General features: G+C 54.9%; 17 protein-coding genes. 7 read left to right on the top strand and 10 right to left on the bottom strand.

What is annotated here, in order from left to right:
- Nucleotides 1-978: 978 nt before the first annotated feature.
- Complete coding sequence (locus N7220_RS12245; RefSeq protein WP_283147800.1) at nucleotides 979-2,466, bottom strand: GAF domain-containing protein; 1,488 nt, start codon at nucleotides 2,464-2,466, stop codon at nucleotides 979-981.
- Nucleotides 2,467-2,618: 152 nt separating this feature from the next.
- On the opposite strand from N7220_RS12245, the gene N7220_RS12250 reads away from it, so the two are divergent.
- On the top strand, nucleotides 2,619-3,860 hold the full coding sequence (locus N7220_RS12250; protein WP_283147801.1) for a PAS domain S-box protein: 1,242 nt from the start codon (nucleotides 2,619-2,621) through the stop codon (nucleotides 3,858-3,860).
- 563 nt (nucleotides 3,861-4,423) lie between these two features.
- Nucleotides 4,424-5,317, top strand: coding sequence for a slipin family protein (locus N7220_RS12255; RefSeq protein WP_283147802.1), 894 nt, complete (start codon nucleotides 4,424-4,426; stop codon nucleotides 5,315-5,317).
- A gap of 663 nt (nucleotides 5,318-5,980) precedes the next feature.
- On the opposite strand, the gene N7220_RS12260 is transcribed toward N7220_RS12255, so the two are convergent.
- From N7220_RS12260 to tpiA, 4 genes are all read right to left on the bottom strand, one after another.
- On the bottom strand, nucleotides 5,981-7,021 hold the full coding sequence (locus N7220_RS12260) for a zinc-dependent alcohol dehydrogenase family protein (RefSeq protein ID WP_283147803.1): 1,041 nt from the start codon (nucleotides 7,019-7,021) through the stop codon (nucleotides 5,981-5,983).
- Nucleotides 7,022-7,233: 212 nt separating this feature from the next.
- On the bottom strand, nucleotides 7,234-8,274 hold the full coding sequence (locus tag N7220_RS12265; RefSeq protein WP_283147804.1) for a class I fructose-bisphosphate aldolase: 1,041 nt from the start codon (nucleotides 8,272-8,274) through the stop codon (nucleotides 7,234-7,236).
- Complete coding sequence (locus N7220_RS12270) at nucleotides 8,271-10,643, bottom strand: phosphoketolase family protein (protein WP_283147805.1); 2,373 nt, start codon at nucleotides 10,641-10,643, stop codon at nucleotides 8,271-8,273. Before N7220_RS12270 ends, N7220_RS12265 begins: the two co-directional genes overlap by 4 nt.
- 99 nt (nucleotides 10,644-10,742) lie before the next feature.
- Nucleotides 10,743-11,492 carry a triose-phosphate isomerase gene (tpiA, locus tag N7220_RS12275; protein WP_283147806.1) on the bottom strand — a complete coding sequence of 250 codons (750 nt, stop codon included), beginning with the start codon at nucleotides 11,490-11,492 and terminating at the stop codon, nucleotides 10,743-10,745.
- Between the two features lie 276 nt (nucleotides 11,493-11,768).
- Between tpiA and N7220_RS12280 the strand changes: the two genes are divergently transcribed.
- Together N7220_RS12280 and N7220_RS12285 are read left to right on the top strand one after the other, a co-directional pair.
- Entirely contained in the window at nucleotides 11,769-11,963 is a 195-nt protein-coding gene (locus N7220_RS12280) for a hypothetical protein (protein WP_283147807.1), read from the top strand.
- A gap of 37 nt (nucleotides 11,964-12,000) precedes the next feature.
- A complete protein-coding gene (locus tag N7220_RS12285; RefSeq protein WP_283147808.1) occupies nucleotides 12,001-12,594 on the top strand; it encodes a histidine phosphatase family protein in 594 nt (197 codons plus the stop codon).
- 11 nt (nucleotides 12,595-12,605) lie between these two features.
- Here N7220_RS12285 and N7220_RS12290 read toward each other — a convergent pair whose 3' ends face one another.
- From N7220_RS12290 to N7220_RS12305, 4 genes are all read right to left on the bottom strand, one after another.
- Nucleotides 12,606-12,923, bottom strand: coding sequence for a chaperone modulator CbpM (locus tag N7220_RS12290; RefSeq protein WP_283147809.1), 318 nt, complete (start codon nucleotides 12,921-12,923; stop codon nucleotides 12,606-12,608).
- Nucleotides 12,916-13,872, bottom strand: coding sequence for a DnaJ C-terminal domain-containing protein (locus tag N7220_RS12295; RefSeq protein ID WP_283147810.1), 957 nt, complete (start codon nucleotides 13,870-13,872; stop codon nucleotides 12,916-12,918). Before N7220_RS12295 ends, N7220_RS12290 begins: the two co-directional genes overlap by 8 nt.
- 116 nt (nucleotides 13,873-13,988) lie before the next feature.
- Nucleotides 13,989-14,858: a F0F1 ATP synthase subunit gamma gene (atpG, locus tag N7220_RS12300; RefSeq protein WP_283147811.1), complete on the bottom strand. Its 870-nt coding sequence runs from the start codon at nucleotides 14,856-14,858 to the stop codon at nucleotides 13,989-13,991.
- A gap of 709 nt (nucleotides 14,859-15,567) precedes the next feature.
- Entirely contained in the window at nucleotides 15,568-15,993 is a 426-nt protein-coding gene (locus N7220_RS12305) for a hypothetical protein (RefSeq protein WP_283147812.1), read from the bottom strand.
- A gap of 292 nt (nucleotides 15,994-16,285) precedes the next feature.
- Between N7220_RS12305 and N7220_RS12310 the strand changes: the two genes are divergently transcribed.
- The gene (locus tag N7220_RS12310; protein ID WP_283147813.1) at nucleotides 16,286-17,074 is read left to right on the top strand and encodes a PRC-barrel domain-containing protein; all 789 of its coding nucleotides are present in this window, start codon (nucleotides 16,286-16,288) and stop codon (nucleotides 17,072-17,074) included.
- Nucleotides 17,075-17,266: 192 nt separating this feature from the next.
- Here N7220_RS12310 and N7220_RS12315 read toward each other — a convergent pair whose 3' ends face one another.
- Nucleotides 17,267-17,983, bottom strand: a complete 717-nt coding sequence (locus tag N7220_RS12315; protein ID WP_283147814.1) for a Crp/Fnr family transcriptional regulator — start codon at nucleotides 17,981-17,983, stop codon at nucleotides 17,267-17,269.
- Between the two features lie 447 nt (nucleotides 17,984-18,430).
- Here N7220_RS12315 and N7220_RS12320 point away from each other — a divergent pair, with 447 nt between their 5' ends.
- On the top strand, nucleotides 18,431-18,769 hold the full coding sequence (locus N7220_RS12320; protein WP_283147815.1) for a hypothetical protein: 339 nt from the start codon (nucleotides 18,431-18,433) through the stop codon (nucleotides 18,767-18,769).
- Between the two features lie 727 nt (nucleotides 18,770-19,496).
- Nucleotides 19,497-20,600, top strand: coding sequence for a type IV toxin-antitoxin system AbiEi family antitoxin (locus N7220_RS12325; RefSeq protein ID WP_283147816.1), 1,104 nt, complete (start codon nucleotides 19,497-19,499; stop codon nucleotides 20,598-20,600).
- Nucleotides 20,601-20,920 lie beyond the last annotated feature (320 nt).

The following is a 20,920-nucleotide window of genomic DNA, read 5'->3' on the forward strand; positions in this document are numbered from 1 at the left end:
CATTCGTTTTTGTATTTCGGTCAAAAAGCTGTATTTCCGTCAAACGAAGCTCAGCAAGGGCTTCCAGCTCCCCCTGTCTTCGAGACTGGCGATGAAGGGCCAAAAAACCGCTCGTTTTTCCTGAGTATTTCCCTCCGGTTATGTGGACAGGCGGAAAACCTGCTGTCTGCTTGGTCAGTGGCCCGAACTTTGGACGTAATTTTGCTGGGCAGCCCCTCTCGACGTCATCCCCTAAGGGCAACCAACCCGATGTGACAAGCTGGTTGCTGAACCATCCTCCTCCGTCGCTGTGCATCCCGCCTAATAATTCAAACCCAATTATTTTTTAATATTAAGGTCAGTTTTTTTCGTCTATTATTTTCCGACTTTTTATGTCGGCTTTTTATCTTTATAAGATTACATTAATTAAATTTAATAGTTTTTATTTGCTGATTATATTGTCTTGTTTTTCGCGTTTAACCTTGCCTTCAAGGAAAAATTTTTTATTTCAATGATTCATAAGAGGAAATTGGACGAACGGTTTGATTTGAGCGTGCGTAACCAATGACAAGGGGTTGTGCTTAGCTTTGCCAAGGTTTAGTCTTTTCAGATGAATTTCGATGTTGAATGGTGATTTCCCATGAAAAACAATGGGTTGATCATGATCCGCGTGTTGTGTTGACTCTGGTTTGTTGCGTATGTCACGATAACTCGTCAATTGCAGAAATAAGGTCAAACATCGACATATTTGAAATATTTTGTACAGTTTTTTGGAGCTAGTGACACAACTAAAAGACTGCAAAAGAGTACGAGGAAAAGAAAAAGAGGGGTTTGGAGTGCAGGGAAGTGGCCTTTTTGAGGTGGCCCCTACACAGACTTGTAGATTTAATTAAGAGATTTTAAAGGGACTAAATATGTAAAAACAAAACAGGACAACCCCCGTTTTTTGAGAATTGCCCTGCCCGGTGAGGAAGCCTCACGATACGACCGTTCGAAAAGTCAGTATCGTTCAATGCCGCCATCTGTGAGCGGAAGTGCCACCGCTGAACGTGACCCCAACGCATAAATTTTCTCTTGCCACGGCCCAAGGTCCAGTTCTGCCGCAATATCCTGGACAAGCTGGGTTTGTCCTGTGCGCAAGGCCTTGCCGGTAGGGCCGCCTCCCTGATGATCATCGGACCAGCTGATTGGCACCCCGTCAAGCCAGCTGATGTTGGCGCCATAGCGGGCCGCTATATGCACGGATTTCGCGTCGTCTTGCACGCGGAAAGTGATCCAGGCCATCAGGTAATTTCCGGCCTCGACGATCGTGCGGCAGGTTTCATCCAGCAGCGCTTCTTCGCTCTGCGCAAGAACGATATTCTTGCTGCAGCCGCTCAGCACGCGCAGCGCGCGGTTCAGCCGGAGGATTTCGGCTTTCGATGCCATGGAGGCAGCCATGCGGTCCACCATGGCTGCCAACTCCCCCACCTCGCTACCATCTGCAACCATGCCTGTTCTGGCAAGGTAATCACCTGAACTCAGCTTGCGTGCCGTTTCCGTGATCACAGAAACCGGCCGGATAAACAGTCGATCCCCGACGAACCAGACCACCAGGAACGATACCAGGGCAAGACCCAGCCAGAGCGCGACACCACTCAGTAGCTGATGGTCCGCTGCAGCGGTCACTGTATTCTTGTCGATACCCGCCCAAAGATAGATGGGTCCACCGGAAGCGTAAGTAAATGGCGTGAATGCGTACAGCTTCAACTGACCATCCAGGCCCGGTTGCTCGCCGGTGCCTTGACCGCCGTTGGCCAGGATGTTCTGAAAAAATGCCGTTTCTGAAATTTTTGTTCCGACCATGCGCGCTGGGTCGGGATAATGCGCCAGTACATTTCCCTGGCTATCCACGAGACCCATGCGGGTTCCGCCCTGCAGACTGGCTTCGCCAAGGCGACGACCAAACCAGCCCAGATCAAGCGAGGCCATCAAAAGCAGGGATGGTGCTTGCGCTCCAGTGCGGATTGCGATGCCGATCGGCAGAATGCGCTTCCCATCCGTGGTCGAGATGGTGACGGTTCCAGCCAGCACATCCGGTTCGTTCAATACAGCGCCGGCAAATGCGCGATTTTTTGCCGCGTCGAACGCGGCTGCCCGGCCGCTGCACAGTACTGATCCATCGGCCTGTATCAGGCGAATATTGTCCAGCGCCTGGTTGCGTTTGAGAAAACGCGCCAATGCCTGGCTGCAAAGATCTGTCCGGGCAAAGGGCGTGGGGTCCCGACCAATAAACAGAAAAGTCGCCAGATCTCGCGTTTCCTGAACGATACCCGACTGTTGATCTGCAACAAGGGCAGCCTGCGTGCGCAAGGCCTCCAGCGCTTTGGCAATATCAGCGTCCCGCCGCTCTATGGTGCGATAGCAAATGGCCACAACCACGTAGAGCAGTATTACTCCAAGAAGCAAAGAGATCCGCAGACGCAGACTGCTGAAGTGAATACCCAATTAAAATCCTTTATATCCAGTCCATGACACCGCATGTTTGGCTTGCCTGGGCTGTACGCGTATGCTTGCCGCCATCAAGTTTTGCCAAAAGCCTGCATGGCGATTGTCATGCACGTCAAGCCGTTGTGCTTACTGCGTTGCCTGGAAGATGAATGACCAATCGGACACTCAAACGATTTACGCTCCTTTTGTGGGGCTGCTTCAGCGTATTTGCTGGTTGCATGCTGGCGTTCATTTTTTATGCCCGGGCAGAGAATCAAGTTCGTGTGGCATACGGGATTCAGGTGGAGTCGCTGAAGCTTGCAACCGAATTGCGCCAGACTTCGGAAGACCTGACCCGCATGGTTCGGACCTACGTGGTCACTGGCGACCCCCGCTATAGCGCCCATTACCAGCAAATTCTGGATATACGTGATGGACGCAGCCCACGGCCGGCTGACTACTCCAGTGTGCACTGGGATCTTCTTCCTGGCGCATCCCCGCCCACTGACACTGTTGCTCCTGCCGCGCTGTTGATGCGCATTCAGTCGGTGGGATTTACCATCCCTGAAATGAACAAATTGTCTGAGGCCAAGCTCAAGTCGGATGCTTTGGTCAGTCTGGAACGGTCTGCCATGCAGATTGCGGACGAGACCCCAAACGAAGCCACAACAGGTAATGCCACCGCGAAACGTCTGGCCGCAATACGCATGCTGCATGACGCAACATACCTACGAGCCAAGGCGGCCATCATGGGGCCAATTAGCGAGTTCAGCCACATGGTAGCCATGCGAACGGCTGCCCAAGTCGATCTTGCACAGCGGCACGCGCGTTTCATGATGTGGATCTTCATTATTGCATGTGGTGCTCTCGTAACCCTGCTGTGGCAATTGCGTGCCAGTTTCCAGGCAGTCCTTGGTGGTTCAGTGGCAGATCTACAGGCGGTCATGAGCAAAGACCCCGACCCGCATACCCTCAAATACACCGAGACTGAGTCGCTTCTGGGGAGGCTGGCAGAAGTACAACTTACACGCGAGAACTCAGATGGTCAGCGTCGGGAATCCGAGCGAGCGCTGGCAGAGGCGGAGCGTCGTTTCCTCGAAATTGCGGAAGCAGCTAATGAGAGCATCTGTGTGGTGCAGGACGCATTGATCCGTTTTGCAAACCAGGCGCTGTTGTCGCGAATTGGAAGTGAGCAAAACGAATTGATTGGGGTCCCGTTTATCGAACTGGTTTACCCCGAAGACCGGAACGAACTAATGGACCGCTACCGCCACCGGGAGGCCGGAGAGCAGAACGAAAGCTCGAGCACCTTTCGTGTTATTGGAAAGGACGGGGAGGTTTTCGGCGTCTCCAGCCAAGCGAAGCGCTTTCAATGGGCTGGACGCCCCGCAGTCATGTATTTTCTTCGTTAGGATTACGTCCGGAATTTATTTTTTTAACGATACCGGTTGGCTGGCAATTTTGGGTACGAAAGTACCCGTTCAATTCAAGAGAAACTGGACGTTGACGGTTACGGAGCGCCCATCGTCGGGTCCCCGGCTGTAACCAGCCGTGTCGTTTCACAATTGCGAACGGCAGCTTTGGCCGACGAGCTGCCCACAGTTGGTTGGGGCTGACGGCAAATCGGCCAAAGCGGAAGTTGGCAGCCACTATCGTCACTGGCCGCTACCGACCAATTGCGGACTGTTTTATGGCTCAAGGCAACGACCTTAACTGCAGGCCCCCTGAGGCAGGGACAGGCCACTACATGGGCATCGCTGCTATGTGCGACGTCGTACAGACGCTCGTGCCAATGTGGAGAATCATACTGTCAATGCATGCAAATCCGGCCTGGATGAGCATTTGGAGTAGCACGCGTAATTAGCACAATCTGCAAGCATGGTCGCACAAGCTAGTGCGGCCGCGAAGGTCAGATTGACTAGTCCGGTAGGTTGCATTGAGTGCCCAGGCGTCGGGTGGGCAGGGAGTAACGATCATGAATCTCATCACCGTATTTCTGGTAGTTCTGCTTTTCTGCATCGGGCTTGCCGTCGGTCAATGGGCAAACCTCTACCTTGCGCTGCCGTTTTTTGCCGTTGCGCTTATCGTCGCGGCCTCTCTGAAAGTGGCCAACGTCTGGCAAAAATTTGTCATTCTGCGGCTGGGTAAACTGCAGAGTGTGAAGGGCCCGGGTCTGTTTGCGATCATCCCGATCTTGGACAACGTCGTCGCGGTTGTCGACGTGCGCATCCAAACCACGGCCTTCAATGCGGAACAGGCGCTGACCCGGGATACTGTTCCCGTTAATGTCGACGCGATCATCTTCTGGCATGTGCACGATGCAGAAAAAGCGGCCTTGGCCATTACCAATTACCGCGAGGCCATTGACCGCGTTGCACAAACCTCCCTGCGCGAAATGATTGGGTCTTCGATGCTGGCCTCGCTGTTATCTGACCGCAAGGACGCGGACATGCAGTTGAAGGATGAGATTGGCAAAAAAACGGCACCGTGGGGTATCTCAGTCAGTTCGGTAGAAATTCGAGATGTCGCCATTCCGGTGGCATTGCAGGACGCCATGTCACGGCAGGCACAGGCTGAACGCGAGAAACAGGCCAGAGTGATCCTGGGGTCTGCCGAAGCGGCCATCGCCGGAAAATTTGTCGAGGCCGCAGATATATACGCCGGACACCCCGCTGCGCTGCAGCTACGGGCCATGAATATCATTTACGAAACAACGAAAGAGCGCGGCGCTACCATCCTGATTCCAAGCGCCATGGTTGATAGTCTGAATCCTTCAACGACGTTAGCCCTGGCCTTCGGCAGCAAAGCCGTTGCGGACCCTTCCGTGGAGCGGCCGCAGAGAACCGAGGCGGGCGCTCAGTTGGACTGAACGGCCCTGGGTCCGTTTGCAGAACGATGGGCAGCGACACGCCCGGATTCAATATCCAATTAATATTCCGATCCGATGGCCGAGCCTAGCCTTCGAGGTGGCGGGTGCCGGAAAGCCACCGCGCACCTGCCACCCGGCCGGCTCGCGCAAATCAATTCAAGCGCCCCTCCCAAAAGGCCCGAGCCGGTGTTCTTGCCCCTTGAGTCCTTCAGCGTTGTGGCGCGCCTTATGTTTGTTTGCGTACAGAAGGCATCCCACCGCTCATTCACCATTGTGGCAACCGGTGTACCGAATCCTGGATTTTCAAGATCCGGCCTAGCCAACACGGCGGGATTTGACCCGCAGGTATGCCGGTCGCCGCGCAGATACACGACAATCGATTTGGGCGCATAGCTGGCAAACCGTTGCCCGCACCGGTGCTGGTGGGCCGTTTGCCGAGGTCGACTTTTTCGTTTTCCCGCACCCTGAAATCATTTGAATCGATTTTCATGCCAGCCTTTTGGCGGTGGTCGCCGCACAGCGCGTTCAGCTCAGCTCAGCTGCTGATGTCCGCACACTGGAGTTTTGAATCTGTCCCAGGCAAATACCGGCAACGCAACCGACACATGTACGCGGCGTGCATTGACTTGGGTGCCAGCCAAACAAAATGAGGACAGACAAACATCACCCCGCCTCGATAATGACCTTCAGCGCGCCGGTATTGGCGGCGTGTCCGAACGCCTCGTAGGCGTCCATGATCTGGTCGAGCTTGAAGTGATGGGTCACCAGCAGTTTGGGGTCGATTTTGTGAGACTGCAGCGTTTTGAGCAGCATGGGCGTACTGGCCGTATCGACAAGACGCGTGGTGATGGTGATATTGCGGCTCCATAGCAGTTCCAGGTGTAAATCCACCTTGACACCATGAACGCCAATATTGGCGATGGTGCCGCCTGCCGCGATGATTTGTTCGCACAGCTCGAAAGTAGCCGGAATCCCCACCGCTTCAATGGCGGTATCCACACCGCAATGGCCGGTCTGCTGCATGATTTTTTCAACAGCTTTGCCATCTGCACTATTGATCACCGATGTCGCGCCAAACCGTTTTGCCACTTCCAGTCGCTTGTCGTCCAGATCGACCATGATGATTTCAGCCGGGGAATAAAACTGCGCAGTCAGTAAGGTGGCGAGCCCGATGGGGCCCGCGCCCACAATGGCCACGGTACTCCCCGGCTGAACCTTGCCATTGAGCACCCCACACTCGAACCCGGTCGGCAGAATGTCGCTCAGCATCACCAGCGCCTCTTCATCCGCGCCGTCCGGAATCGGGTACAAGCTGTTGTCGGCATGCGGAATCCGCACAAACTCGGCCTGAGTGCCATCAATGGTATTGCCCAGAATCCAGCCCCCGGTGGTGCAGTGGGAAAACATCTGTTTGCGGCAATAGTCGCACTTGCCGCAAGCACTGATACACGAGATCAATACCCGATCACCCGGTTTGAACGAACTCACCCCGGCCCCAACGGATTCAACAACGCCAACGCCTTCATGCCCCAGAATGCGGCCCGGCTCGCAAGTCGGGACATCGCCTTTAAGGATGTGTAGATCGGTGCCGCAAATGGTGGTTTTGCTGATCTTGACGATGGCATCTGTGTGAGCGACCACTTCTGGCTTGGGCCTGTCCTCCAAACCCTTGGATAAGGGGCCTTTATAGACGAATGCTTTCATTAGTCATGTCCTTTCTTCAGGTTCAAACTGCGAAGGCTTGGCGCATTGCCAGGTGGCCTACACCAGCGCTATCTTTTGCGCCCTTGCTGCTTTGGTCTGTTCGCCAAAGCACATAACGGGTACTGCACGCCAGCGGACAAGGACAGGCTGGAACCGGCTGGTTTGAAGGTGCAACAGAGCGACCAGGCAGGACATCGCCTGGCCCGTTGATCTTATCCATTGCCCTCCATCGCGATGTCATAGTCGCCACGTAATGCCGCCCAGTTACAGCGGGCGCGGTGTAACAATGCTTGCTGCGCCTTTGCTTTATTGGTGTCATCACCGTTCCAGATGGCCAGCGCGGGCCGCTGGATTGCGCGGGCGAAGGAAAACGTCAGCACCCATGGCAATGGCGATCCATAAGCGTTGAAACGCACGGCCATGGCGTTCAGGCGCGCTGAGGCTTGCTCACCCGTTTGCCCTCCTGACAGAAAAGCAACCCCGGCGACGGCAGCCGGTACCACGCGTAACAAACAATGGACGGTTGTATCCGCCACCTGATCTGCGGTTTCCTGCTTGGGGCAAGCCAGCCCGGGCAGTACCATCCCCGGTTTCAGGATCATGGCCTCTAGCAATACTCGCTGCTCATATAACTGGTTAAAGACCGCATGCAAGACCTGTTCAGTGACCTTGCCGCACTCCTCGATCCCATGTTCTCCGGTCATTAATATTTCTGGCTCAACGATCGGCACTAAACCCACCTCCTGGCAGAGCGCGGCATAGCGCGCCAAGGCGTGGGCATTGGCCTCAATACAGCCCTGACTGGGCAAGCCATTGCCGATGGTTATCACCGCTCGCCACTTGGCGAACCGGGCTCCCATCTGGAAATACGCCTGCAACCGTCCGCGCAAGCCGTCCAGACCCTCCGTTACTTTCTCGCCGGGATGACCCGCCTGTGTTTTGGCGCCCAGATCAACCTTGATCCCCGGGGTTATGCCCGTATCGGCGAGCACATTGAGAAAAGACGGGCCTTCCCGGCTTTCTTGCCGAATGGTTTCGTCATACAGGATGACCCCGCTGATGTATTCAGCCAGTCTCGGTGTCGTGATGATCAATTCACGCCAGGCGCGTCGGACATCCATCGTCTGTGCAATACCCAGTTCAGCAAATTCTTCGTTACAGGTTGAATTGCTTTCGTCCATGGCGAGCAGACCTTTGCCGGACGCAACGAGCCCCCGGGCCGTATCAATCAATTCCAGCTCCTGGGCGTTCATTCCAGCGGCTCCCATTTCCAGTTGCAAATTTCAGGAAGATCCTCGCCGTGTTGATTGATATACCAGCTGTGCTCAATCAGTTTGTCTTGCACAAACTGTTTGAGATAAGCCCCAGTACTGCCGCCGCCATGCGGTAACCGGTCAACCACGTCTTGTACCAAGTGGAACCGGTCCAGTTTGTTCTGCACCCGCATATCAAAGCTGGTCGTGATCGTGCCTTCTTCGATGTAGCCACGCACATGCAGGTTGCGGTTGAGTCGGCGGTAGGTGAGCCGATGCACCAGCCACGGATAGCCATGGAAAGCAAAAACAATGGGTTTGTCAGAGGTAAAAAGCGAGTCGTAATCGGTGTCGCTCAAGCCGTGCGGATGTTCCGTGCAAGGCTGCAGCTTCATGAGATCCACCACGTTGATCACCCGCATTTTCAGGTCCGGAAGGTGCTGGTGAAGCATGGATACGGCAGCCAGAATCTCCAGCGTGGGCGTGTCACCGCAACACGCCATCACCACATCCGGCTCGACGCCCTGGTCATTGCTGGCCCATTGCCAGATACCGATACCCTGCGTGCAATGTGTTACCGCGGCGTCCATATCCAGCCATTGCGGTAAGGCATGTTTGCCAGCCACCACGACATTGACGTAGTGCCGACTGCGCAGGCAATGGTCGAACACCGAGAGCAAGCAATTGGCATCGGGCGGTAGGTACACCCGCACAATGTCGGCTTTTTTGTTGATCACATGATCAAGAAAGCCCGGGTCTTGATGGGTAAAGCCATTGTGGTCCTGCTGCCAGACGTGAGAGGTCAACAGGTAGTTAAGCGAAGCAATTTTGGGTCGCCACGGCAAGGTGGCGGTGACCTTCAGCCACTTGGCATGCTGACTGAACATGGAGTCAACGATGCGGATAAACGCTTCATAACTGTTGAATAATCCGTGTCGGCCGGTTAACAGATAGCCTTCCAGCCACCCTTGGCATTGGTGCTCGCTGAGCATGGCATCCAATACACGTCCGGTGGGTTCCAATGCTTCATCGTTACCCAGCTTGCGGGCATCCCACTGCCTGTTGGTGACTTCAAAAACTGACCCCAACAGATTGGATAGCGTTTCGTCAGGCCCGAAAATACGAAAGTTTCCCTGCGCCAGATTGGCGCTGACCACATCCCGCAAAAAACCGCCCAACACTTGGGTATCCTGGGCATCAACCGCACCGGGGGCCGCGACGTGTACCGCATGCAGCCGGAAGTCAGGCATGCGCAGATCGTGTAGCAGTAATCCGCCATTGGCATGAGGATTGGCGCCCATGCGCAGCTTACCCTGCGGCGCCAGTTCAGCTAATTCCGGAATGAGGCGACCCATAGCGTCGAACAGTTGTTCCGGTTTATAGCTTTTCATCCAGGCCTCAAGCTGCTGCAAGTGTTCAGGGTGTTTCTCATCCACCACCAACGGCACCTGGTGTGAGCGGAATGTACCCTCAACCTGCAGCCCGTCCACTTCTTTCGGGCCAGTCCAGCCCTTGGGTGACTTGAGAACGATCATCGGCCAGCGCGGGCGCCCAACGCCGTGCCCACTGCGGGCGTCACGCTGGATCTGCCGGATATCCTGAATCGCCTGCTCCAGCACCACGGCCATGCGCTGATGCATGGAGGCGGGATCGCTTCCCTCCACAAAATGCGGTGTCCAGCCACAGCCCTGGAAAAACTGCGCTAGTTCTTCGTGCTCTATGCGGGCCAGCAGCGTCGGGTTGCTGATTTTGTAGCCATTCAAATGCAGGATCGGCAGCACTGCACCGTCAGTCACTGGGTCCAGAAACTTGTTGGAATGCCATGCTGTGGCCAACGGCCCGGTTTCTGCCTCACCATCTCCCACTACGCACGCCACAATCAGATCTGGATTGTCGAACGCCGCGCCAAATGCGTGGCTTAGCGAATAGCCCAGCTCACCGCCTTCATGGATTGATCCTGGCGTGGTGGGGGCGACATGACTGGAAATACCTCCCGGAAACGAAAACTGCATGAACAGTTTTTTCATGCCGGCTTCATCCTGACCAATGTCGGGATAAATCTCGCTATATGACCCTTCCAGGTAGGTATTGCCCACCAGCGCAGGACCGCCATGCCCGGGGCCGGCGATATAAAACATGTTCAGATCATATTTGTTGATCACGCGATTCAGGTGCACATAAATAAAATTCTGACCGGGAGTGGTACCCCAATGGCCGACCACTAGCGGTTTTACGTGGGCCAGTGTCAGTGGCACGCGCAACAATGCGTTGTCATAAAGGTAGATCTGCCCGACGGACAAATAATTGGCGGCGCGCCAGTAAGCGTCCATTTTGCGAAGCAGGTCAGGCACGAGGGGTTCGGTTTTCATGATTCAGGTTTCCTGATGCTTTGGTTCAGCCCCCGGCGGTCTGACGGGCGCTATCGGTGGTTAGCTTTCCTCATCAATCGAGCACGCTGCGGGTATCGATCAGGTTGAGGCTGGGGCCGCTCTGAAAATGGTTTCAAATTCAGCGGCATTCAGGCTTGCCCCGCCCACCAGCGCGCCCCCCACCTCCGGGACGGCCAGAATCTTGTGGGCGTCTGCAGCGGTGACTGAACCGCCATAAAGAATGGGTACGGTTTTCCCTGCCGGGCCCAGGCGAGCTATCAGACAAAGGCGAATATGCGCGTGAACTTGCGCGATTTCCTGCAACGTGGGAATGCGCCCGGTTCCGATGGCCCAGCGGGGTTCATAAGCAACGACATTGGCAGAGGCGGCCATGCCAGTCGGGACGCTTCCATCAATTTGTGCGGCACATACGGCCAGTGTCTGGCCTTCTAAGCGCTGCTCTGACGTTTCACCAACGCAGATGATGGTGACCAATCCCGCTTGCCACGCCGCTTCAGCTTTGGCTGCGACCATGACATCGGTTTCGTCATAAAGCTGGCGGCGTTCCGAGTGCCCGACAATCACCGCCGTTGCGCCGGCGTCTCTCAGCATTTGCGCACTGATGTCTCCGGTAAAGGGGCCAGAAACCTCGCTGGCGCAATTCTGGCCACCAATGCGAAACTGCCCGGCCGCCGCGCGCACCCCACGTGAGATCAACGTTGCTGGCAGGCAAAGTAAGACCTCGGCGGCGGGTGGCGCAGTGCGAACGGCTGCAGCAATTGTTTCTATGCAGTCAAGCTGCGCTGTCAGCCCATTCATCTTCCAGTTTCCAGCAATCAACGGCTGCATGTTTTCCTCATGGAAGGATCCGGGGCCTCACATCGCGGACTGAGTCCTGAATGAGGTCGGTGCACGCCTTGCATACAAGTGGGTCATCACACCATTTGTAATCGCCGGGGCACTCAGTGTCCGTGCGGCAACGCGCATAGCTGCACTAGCGGGGTTGCCGCACAATAGTTTCAAGCCCGACCGCGCTGAGGTGACATGAAGTGTTCGATAGCGAACGGAATGGGCCTGAGATGTATTGATATCCTGAGCATCACTCAAGCATTCAGGAGCAACCACATGACCAGCATTGAGCAACTGGAACTGGACGCACAGCGGCAACAATTGCTGATGGACGTCAGGCGACTGGTAGAGAAATACCAGTCCATTTTTGGGTGGGACATACCCGATATCGATCAGGCGTTCTCGGACAAGCTGATCATTGCGGCAATGCGCAAGGCGCTGGATACCATTGAGCGCGAGTGGCTAGAATGAGCCCGCGCCAGCGTCATCGGGTTACCCTGGAAAACCCATGAGCATGCTCGCGCAACTTTACCTGGTCCGGCATGCACAAACCGCATGGTCATTAACCGGGCAGCATACTGGCAGCACCGAACTGCCGTTGACGCCTCAGGGAGAAGATGAGGCCCGTGCGCTGATGCCGGTTCTGCGTAACATCGCGTTTGACTACGTACTCACCAGCCCCCGGCAACGTGCTCAAAGCACATGCCAATTAGCCGGGCTCGGTGCAACTGCACAAATTGAACCGGATTTGGCGGAATGGGATTACGGGGACTACGAAGGGCTGCGCAGTGCAGATATTGGTGCCAGACATCCGGACTGGAACATCTGGCGTGATGGCTGTCTGCAGGGAGAAACACCACACCAGGTTGCCAATCGTGCGGACAGGCTCATTGCCCGAATCTATGCGCTGCGAGGCAACGTTGCGTTGTTCTCCCATGGCCAGTTTGGCGCGGCGCTGGTTGTGCGCTGGATCGGGTTGCCGATCATTGCAGGGCAACACTTCGAGCTTCACCCCGCATCTCTCGCTATCCTCGGGCACTCAAAGAACCACCCCAACTTGCGGGTCATCAATTTGTTAAATGGCGGGAGCGGTGCGCCGTGACGGGCTAGTACTTAGTGAACATCAAATCGGCGCAACTGCAGGGTCAAGACGTCAATCTGATCGAGCAAATCCAGGATCAGCGCGGTATCTACCACCCGCAACTCAAGGTCGTTGATAAGCCGCAGGGCAATCCGTGCGCGTTTCAGGGTAGTGCCACCAAAGCGCCAGGCGGTGGGCGCATCTCCCTGCGGAATCAGTACGCCTTCATCTACCAGCGCAACTAATTGCGAAACATCAGCCTGGCACGCCTGGCTTAGTTCGGCCAAGGTAAACAGGACATTTTCTTCGACCAATACGCCGTATATCACCGTCGGATTCGTTTCACTCATGGGTGGCTCGTCCCAGTGACTGTCGCGGATTGAAACTCTCGAAATGGTTACTCATCTCGCGCCATGCCATCTGCGCAGCAGCCGTTTCCGAAGGCGGGAGCACAATCGACAGGACCGCATACAAATCACCGGCGGGCGCACCTGGAATGCCCTTGCCTTTGAGCCGCAAAGTGCGGCCTGGCTGAGAATGAGCCGGGATCGTTAGCTGGACACTGCCGTCGGGGGTCGGCATGGCCACGTTGGCACCCAATGCGGCCTCCCACGGTGCCACTGGCATAACAAGATAAACATCGCGGCCATCCACTCTGAAATGCGGATGGGGTGCCAGTTCAACCTCCAGGTAAAGATCACCTGCGGGCGATTGGTTGCGCCCCGGATTGCCTTGCCCGGCGAATCGCAGATGTTGACCATCTCTGATGCCCTTCGGAATGGTCACATCCAGTTGTCGCTCTTGCATCTGCATATGCCCATTGGCATCCGCGTGTTCCACCTGCAGCACAATGCGCCTGCGTGCACCCAGATAGGCATCGCGTAGCGCAATCTGTATCCGCGCGTACTGGTCTGTGCCTGCCTGCAACGAATCAGCGGAATAACCTCCCTGCCCATGGCTTGCAAACAAGTCCTCAAAGAATGCCGCCCGGGTGAACGCGCCCGCATCCTCAGTCCTGCCTCCGTTGTAGTCGCTACGAGGCCCCCATTCGGGCGGGTGACTGAATGACTGGTTTCCATTCTTTTCATGCTTGATGGCCGCATCGTAGGCGGAGCGTTTTTCAACGTCGTTGAGCGCTTTATAAGCCTCGGCAACCTCTTTGAATTGGGCTTCGGCATCGGTGGCCTTGTTCAGATCAGGGTGATACTTGCGGGCCAGCTTGCGATAGGTTCGCTTGATTTCGTCCTGAGTGGCGGAGGGGGCCAAACCGAGCACGTGGTAATAGTCTTTCAATGCCATGAACAGCCCTCGTAATCAGCGACGCAACGGATAACCGACCATGGCGCCGATCACTTGAGAGGTGCCTGCCGCAGAGATGGCAATTGCCGCTCAGACTCGCTGATCGCCGTTTTTAGCTAAACCGCAGATGCGCCGGAAACAATTTCCATCAACTCAGTCGTGATCGCATTCTGGCGCGTCTTGTTGTACAGCAGTTGCAGATTGCCGATCACCTTGTCGGCGTTATCGGTTGCAGCCTTCATGGCCACCATGCGCGCAGCCATCTCGGATGAAATGTTTTCCGCCACGGCTTGATAAATCAACGCTTCCACGTAGCGATTCATCAGTTCGTCAATGACGGTCTTTGCATCCGGCTCGTACAGGTATTCCCAGTTGTAGCCGTGTGCCGGTTGCCCAAAGGCATCACCGGAAAGGGGCAACAGCTGTTCTACCGTCGGCTCTTGCTTCATGGTGTTGACGAATTTGGTATACACCAGCTGGACTTCGTCTACTTCGCCCGCGATAAACGCATCTACCATCACCTTGACCGGTCCGATCAAGGATTCCAGGTGAGGCGTATCGCCCAGAGCTACTGCAGAAGAAATCACCTTGGCGCCGTTGCGGGTCATAAAGCTGAAGCCCTTGTTACCAATTGCGGTAACAGCAACTTCGACGCCTTGCTGGTGCAGTTCTTTCATCTTGGTGACGGACTGGCGCAGTACGTTGGTATTCAAACCACCGCACAGGCCTTTGTCCGCCGTAACCACGATCAGGCCAACCCGTTTAACGCTTTCGCGCTTCTGGAGGTATGGATGCGGGTAGTCCACAAATGCTTGCGAAAGGTGAGCCGCTACGTTGCGGATTTTTTCGCCGTAAGGACGGGCCGAACGCATGCGTTCTTGCGCCTTGCGCATTTTGGATGTCGCGACCATTTCCATAGCGCGGGTGATCTTCTGCGTGTTTTTTACGCTTTTGATCTTCGTACGCAGTTCCTTGATTCCGGACATTCCTGTTTCCCCGTGCGACGCTTTTCATGATTAGCTCGGCGAGGTTGGTCCCCAATCCGATATGAACCAGTCGCAAACAGTTGCGTCCGAATCAGAGCCGACTCCTTGCGCATTCAGTGATGAGTACATACCGGATATACGCGGCTCACACGCGAGTTGGCGGCGGTTTTCAGAATGTTTGATGAACCGCTCTGGATGGTGGGTAGCGCCCGTTAAAAACAGTGCGACGTTCTACGTCGATTCTGCTTCTCGGGTCAATTTCAAGATGCTCTGCCTGAGCCGCCTCTCTGGTCAGGAATCCTTCGGAAAGGACGTATTGACTGGTATTGATGTCCCAGAAACGGATTCTGTAGACCGTGATTTTGGTTGCCATAATTACTCTCAAAGTTTCCTCCCTCAATGCAACGGGAGTGGAGTTTTACTCCAGTCTGGTCATACCGTTTTGATGTGAGGCATTTGGGCCGGAATCGGCGGGATGAAACCAACAGCATTGGCTGACTCCAAACCCAGCGAACAGCCGGGCGCGAAAAAACGTGCGCTGGGCAGGCGAAATGCGCCTATTGAGTGCGGTCGTCGAAAAAGTGGAGAAACCTATCGCCATCGGGAAAATAGTCATCATTTGGTCCTGATCCTTTTCAGGCGATTCGGGATAAAAACAGAATTTCATTGCATGGAAATGCACCTGATTCGTGTTATGCGGCTGACTGGCCTACTCATCCTGCTCATCGGACAAAAAGCCGGATTGATCACCCTTCAGGTGCACATGCTTTTCTGCGTTCTTTTTATGCCTTGATGCTTCACGCGCCTTCGGTGCCCTTTCATCGTCATCAACCGCGTAATGTGGGCCTCGCCAGCTGTGACTGATTCTTTCTAGCTGGTAGCGGTATTGCGACTGATCCATCAAGTCGTCGTAATCCTCGTTCGCTGGCGGCAAACCCTTCTCCAGGTTCCCGGCTAAATCCAGGGCAGCGGATTCCTCCTGGACATCGTCAAGTGTGGGCGCCGCATCTGCGACACCCGTGTTCAGGCGTACGAGGTCGTGTATTACTCCGTCACAATCCGGGCGGCCAAAACCGGCGATTTGCAACCGTTGCTTTAATGCATTGCCACCGACTGGCTTGCTGAGCTTCTTCATGCTGACCTCTCGGTGTATCTCGCACGGGCAAAAGTGCATGCACCATCGCGGACGTCACATTTGCAACAATGGGCGCTGCATAAAAAACGTGTCTGTGCGTTAACGCACAAATCTGCCGGGGTGTTTTGGGGGGAGGCCTTGCTGTGTGCGGTGACGCACCGAGCCCGGCGCGCGCCTGGCCTACTGTGTTCATTTACCTGCATCGGATCGCTCGCATCCAAGCCCGTGCCCATGATCAAAGCACGCAATGAGTTGAGAATCCGGCATTCAGTCATTGCAAAGGAGAGCGGCCATGTTACGCAGCATGAAGAATCTGGAGGGCTACACGATTGGCGCGACCAATGGCGACATTGGCAAAGCGGTGGATCTATATTTTGACGACCAGACGTGGGTCGTCCGTTACCTGGTTGTCGACACAGGGCATTGGTTGTCTCGTAATAAAAAACTGATTTCCCCAATCGCGATTGGTATTCCTGATAGTAGGCAACGCACCCTGCCGGCCTCCATCACCCGCGAGCAAGTTGAAGGAAGCCCGGATATCGATACTGACAAACCCGTTTCAAGGCAGCACGAGGAAACTTATCTGACCTATTACGGCTATCCGTTCTATTGGGGAGGTGTCGGGTTGTGGGGCGGCGGCCTGTATCCGAACATGATGCTGCCCGGCTACGAGGGTCTGGAGCCGGAATCGGCCACAGTGGCAAAAGCCCAGGATACTCACGCAAAGATCGAAGAGGCCAAGCATCAGAATGATGACCCTCACTTGCGAAGCTGCAAGTCTCTGATTGGCTATCACATCAAGGCATCAAATGGCGAAGTCGGCCATATCCAGGACTTTCTGGTTGATGAGAAAAGCTGGGCTATCCGTTATCTGGTGGTGAATACCAGTAACTGGTGGTTGGGGCATGCCGTACTTATCGCACCGCAATGGATTGAGAACATGAGCTGGTCTGACAAGTTGGCTTCGGTCGACCTGAGCCAGCAGGCCATAAAAGATGCACCGCCCTACAACGAGACGAGGCAACTGGATCGGGCCCAGGAAATTGCCATTTACGCCCACTACGGGCGGCTGGAGAACTGACCAGCGGGGGCATACTGGTTGTAAGGCAAGATCAGGGGTTGTCTTGCCCTAGGCCAGGAATGCCAACCTCACCGCGCGGGCGGCTTAGGCAAGCTGATGCCAGTGAAGTCCGCTCGTACACCATCATTATGGGGTCGCCAGACTGGGGCATGTCCGAGGCGACCCAATCAATTGGTGAGGGCCTGGAAAGGGCTAGGTGGCGTGGATTGCCGGGAGCAATCTGTCATATTCTTTCTTGACCACTGCATAACATTCACAAGTGCGTTTTTCGAGACCAGTCCGATCCAGCACGGTGATATGACCCCGCGCGTAGCGAATCAATCCTGCTTCTTGCAGTTTAAGTGCGCTCTGGGTCACACCCTCCCGGCGTACCCCCAGCATGTTGGCAATCAGCTCTTGGGTCATGACGAGTTCATCGCCCTGCAGGCGATCAAGACTCAACAACAGCCAGCGGCACAGTTGCTGATCCAGAGAATGATGCCGGTTGCACACTGCGGTTTGTGCCATTTGTGTGATTAGAGCCTGGGTGTAGCGCAGCATCAGATGAAGTACGGGCATGCGATTGAATTCCTCTTTCATGACCGCCGCCTTCAGCCTGTAACCTTGACCTCCACTTTGCACCACCGCACGACTGGGCGTGGACTCACCACCCATGAACAGAGAAATTCCTACAATGCCTTCGTTACCCACGATGGCAATTTCGGCCGAAGCTCCGTTTTCCATCACGTACAACAAAGACACAATCGCAGTGGTGGGAAAGTACACGTGACTCATTCTGGAGCCGGACTCATACAATACCTGCCCCAATGACAAATCCACGCTTTCCAGGTGGGGTAACCAGCGTTGCCATTCTTCCGGGGCCAGTGCCGCAAGCAAATGATTCTTTCGCGGGTCCTTAAATGCTGTCATTGCATACTCCTGGTAGCGGTACGACTAGCCCAATAGTCCCTGCAGTCCGCTCAAGCATACGCCTCGGCCCACTGTCTTTATGTTCGGTAGCAAACATACCGACAGGACACCTTCCCGTCGGCAGCCCTGTCAGTCGTATGTGGATGCTTGGCGTATTTAGGACCATGCCCAAAGAGAGCCTTGGTTGATCGCAATAACCGGGCAGACACTGGTTTCGATCTTGTTATGCCATGAAAGCTGCATTAGTACGCCGCCGCACAGACCCCCTGCAGCAGGACGTTTATCTTTGAGAAAGCATGAAGCGTATGAGCCTGAGATTGCGCAAGATGGGGAAGAAGGAATTGCATACCACAACCCGTCCGTTGGTCCCGCAAAACTACGCATTGCTCCGCTCCGGCGATGTGCGGCAACCGGCTAGGATTAATAATTAATCAGCCCGCAATCAAGTTGGCGCGCTATATCCGGCTGGAACTGGCGAGCAAAGGAAAATCCGTGGGCACTTATCTCATCTGGTACAACGTCCCCGGACACAGCAAGTCATTCTCTTTCGATATTGGGGATGAGCTGTCCCAGGAAATGATTGATGCTCTGGTGTTTCAGGCCGTGGTGCATAACGAAACTTCCGGCGAGCTGTCTTTCCTTAATCACCAGCACTTGCCCGAGTCCAGGTTTCCGGGTTCTGAAATCATTGATTCGATTATGGCCAGCCTTTCCGTTCGACGCGTCGCCTACGAAATCGATGGCATCACCCATCGGATAGACACGAAACATTTGGCCTACGGCTAAAACCCCACCAGACGGACAGAGGCAAGGACGTTAGACGTATTGACCAGGATCATCGTGCGTGAGGCTTCGGAAATGCGCATCATTTCGGGGCTGACCATGAGCAGTGTCTTCATATTTTTTTGCCAACTACCGAACGGTCCCCTTGCTCGTTCGCCGGGGCCGCCAGCGGGTCAGGCGGACTACGACAGGTCCAGCCTTCTGTAACGCCTGAAAACCCCATTTATTTGCCCGGAGCAAAGGCCAAGCGAGCGCCAGCGCCCGGCCCAGATTCAGTACATACGCCTCCGCGAGGATTTGAAACCACGGTCGGTGCATGCGTAAAAAGAAGCGCACGGGGCCGTAAACCAGTGATGGAAAGATGGTCTGTCGCCGACTTAGCGGACATCGCAGTTAAGGACGCTGCTGATAGCCATACAGCAGGCCCGCTTTGGGGCGACAAACAGACGTTGTCGACCGTTGGGGAGACTGACCGCTTCGGCCGACGACCAGTCGGTGTCACTTCGTGGCTGGCGGCACTTCGGCCAAAACGGACATTCCCGCAATAGGCTTGAACGGCTGCTTCCGTTCAGCAACTGCCACTCGGTGACCTCGGTACGAGGTCAAATGGATTGGGGGGCTAAGTCGCGCCGCAACTCACATTTGGGAAGACGTCGGGTCAGAAGCAGTTACCGCTCTTGTTCATTTTTTGCTATTTTTCATGAAAAATGAACACAAGGAAAAACTGAACATGGGCCTTGATTCTGACCTCGACTTCGAAGAACGGAATAAAGCCGTACTTAACGCCGCGCTGGATGCGGTACAGGACACGCCCAAGTTGCGAGTCAGCCATCGGAGAAACTTCCTAGAGTTGGTGCAACAAGACTCAAGATTCGACAATGAGATTGTATTTGAAGTTCGAGGCGAGGAAGTCACCTACTTGATCGAAGTAATCCCGACATTACACAAAGCCAAATTGAACTTGCTTCTGGACCGGTTTAGGTTCGTCCCCTTGAATTTCGGAAGGCGCCCGATGATCGTCACGGGCCGCATGTCCAACGAACATGCTGAATGGTGCCGCGAGAACGAGATTGCCTTCATCGATGCCGCGGGCAACATGTTCATTTCCACTGATCATTTCGAAACCTTCATCTGTGGGCTAAAGCTGGCCGCAGGGTTACAAAACCTTATTTCGCCATCAGCGAGTGGGGGAACTACCGCCTTTCTGAAGGCTACGTTCCCTTTGCTTTGTGATCGCGAACTGATCAATGCACCATACCGTGAAATCGCTCGTTTAACCGGCATCTCGGTTGGCACTGTCAAAAACGTATTTGACGTACTCAAAAGCAGAAACATGATTGGGGAGCGGTACAACGGGAGAGTTTGGATCGAGCCAGCGCGTCTATTTGAAGAGTGGGTAGTCGGTTACGCAGCGAAGCTTCGTCCGAAGATGAAGCCGAAGCGTTACACGACCGATTCTGATGCCCTCTGGAGGGTTGAGCCAAATTTGCCTGAGGGAATGATGTGGGGTGGCGAGGCCGCGGCAGAACGAATAGCACCTGTGTTGCTTGCCGGGATTGGTGCCCTCTGTTTCGATCCCGACTACGCCAAAGACTCGATGCGCAGGTTTATGCACGAGCACAGATTTCGATCTGATCCTGACGGTAATGTCGAAGTACTCGAGAGCTTTTGGCCGCACCAGGAACATTTCACTTCATCGTTCAGCCGCCAGCAAGGAACCACGCCTCACGTGGTGACGTATGCAGAGTTGATGGCAAGCTCATCCTCACGCAACCGTGAAGCCGCCCAGTACATCTTGGAGAACTACATTGACCGCACTTTCCATTCGCGCTGATCGACCACTCACAGGCGAGAGCATTCGAGTTTTGAGAGTGCTTCAGCACGAGCTGCAAAACATCCATGTCGACTGCTTCCTGATTGGAGCAATGGCTCGAGAAATCTTGTTGCACCACGTTTACCGTCACGCTCAGGTTCCCCGCTTGATACGCAGGCACAAAGACGATGTCTGATGCGGCTTCTTTTTTGTACAGGACGCAGTGAGCGGCCGTCATGATGCCATTTTTGCTGACAACAAAAGCCGATCCGCAGCGGTCGACTCCACCCATTACGAAGAACAGCTTGCGGCGCAACATCGTCCCAGTCTGTTACAACTTG

The organism is Silvimonas soli (assembly GCF_030035605.1).
GTDB classification, from domain to species: Bacteria; Pseudomonadota; Gammaproteobacteria; order Burkholderiales; family Chitinibacteraceae; genus Silvimonas; species Silvimonas soli.

Excerpts from the sequence above, each read along its gene's own strand:
- N7220_RS12250 (WP_283147801.1), top strand. The coding sequence starts at position 2,619 with ATGACCAATCGGACACTCAAACGATTTACGCTCCTTTTGTGGGGCTGC.
- N7220_RS12255 (WP_283147802.1), top strand. The coding sequence starts at position 4,424 with ATGAATCTCATCACCGTATTTCTGGTAGTTCTGCTTTTCTGCATCGGG.
- N7220_RS12260 (WP_283147803.1), bottom strand. The coding sequence starts at position 7,021 with ATGAAAGCATTCGTCTATAAAGGCCCCTTATCCAAGGGTTTGGAGGAC.
- N7220_RS12265 (WP_283147804.1), bottom strand. The coding sequence starts at position 8,274 with ATGAACGCCCAGGAGCTGGAATTGATTGATACGGCCCGGGGGCTCGTT.
- N7220_RS12270 (WP_283147805.1), bottom strand. The coding sequence starts at position 10,643 with ATGAAAACCGAACCCCTCGTGCCTGACCTGCTTCGCAAAATGGACGCT.
- tpiA (WP_283147806.1), bottom strand. The coding sequence starts at position 11,492 with ATGCAGCCGTTGATTGCTGGAAACTGGAAGATGAATGGGCTGACAGCG.
- N7220_RS12280 (WP_283147807.1), top strand. The coding sequence starts at position 11,769 with ATGACCAGCATTGAGCAACTGGAACTGGACGCACAGCGGCAACAATTG.
- N7220_RS12285 (WP_283147808.1), top strand. The coding sequence starts at position 12,001 with ATGAGCATGCTCGCGCAACTTTACCTGGTCCGGCATGCACAAACCGCA.
- N7220_RS12290 (WP_283147809.1), bottom strand. The coding sequence starts at position 12,923 with ATGAGTGAAACGAATCCGACGGTGATATACGGCGTATTGGTCGAAGAA.
- N7220_RS12295 (WP_283147810.1), bottom strand. The coding sequence starts at position 13,872 with ATGGCATTGAAAGACTATTACCACGTGCTCGGTTTGGCCCCCTCCGCC.
- atpG (WP_283147811.1), bottom strand. The coding sequence starts at position 14,858 with ATGTCCGGAATCAAGGAACTGCGTACGAAGATCAAAAGCGTAAAAAAC.
- N7220_RS12305 (WP_283147812.1), bottom strand. The coding sequence starts at position 15,993 with ATGAAGAAGCTCAGCAAGCCAGTCGGTGGCAATGCATTAAAGCAACGG.
- N7220_RS12310 (WP_283147813.1), top strand. The coding sequence starts at position 16,286 with ATGTTACGCAGCATGAAGAATCTGGAGGGCTACACGATTGGCGCGACC.
- N7220_RS12315 (WP_283147814.1), bottom strand. The coding sequence starts at position 17,983 with ATGACAGCATTTAAGGACCCGCGAAAGAATCATTTGCTTGCGGCACTG.
- N7220_RS12325 (WP_283147816.1), top strand. The coding sequence starts at position 19,497 with ATGGGCCTTGATTCTGACCTCGACTTCGAAGAACGGAATAAAGCCGTA.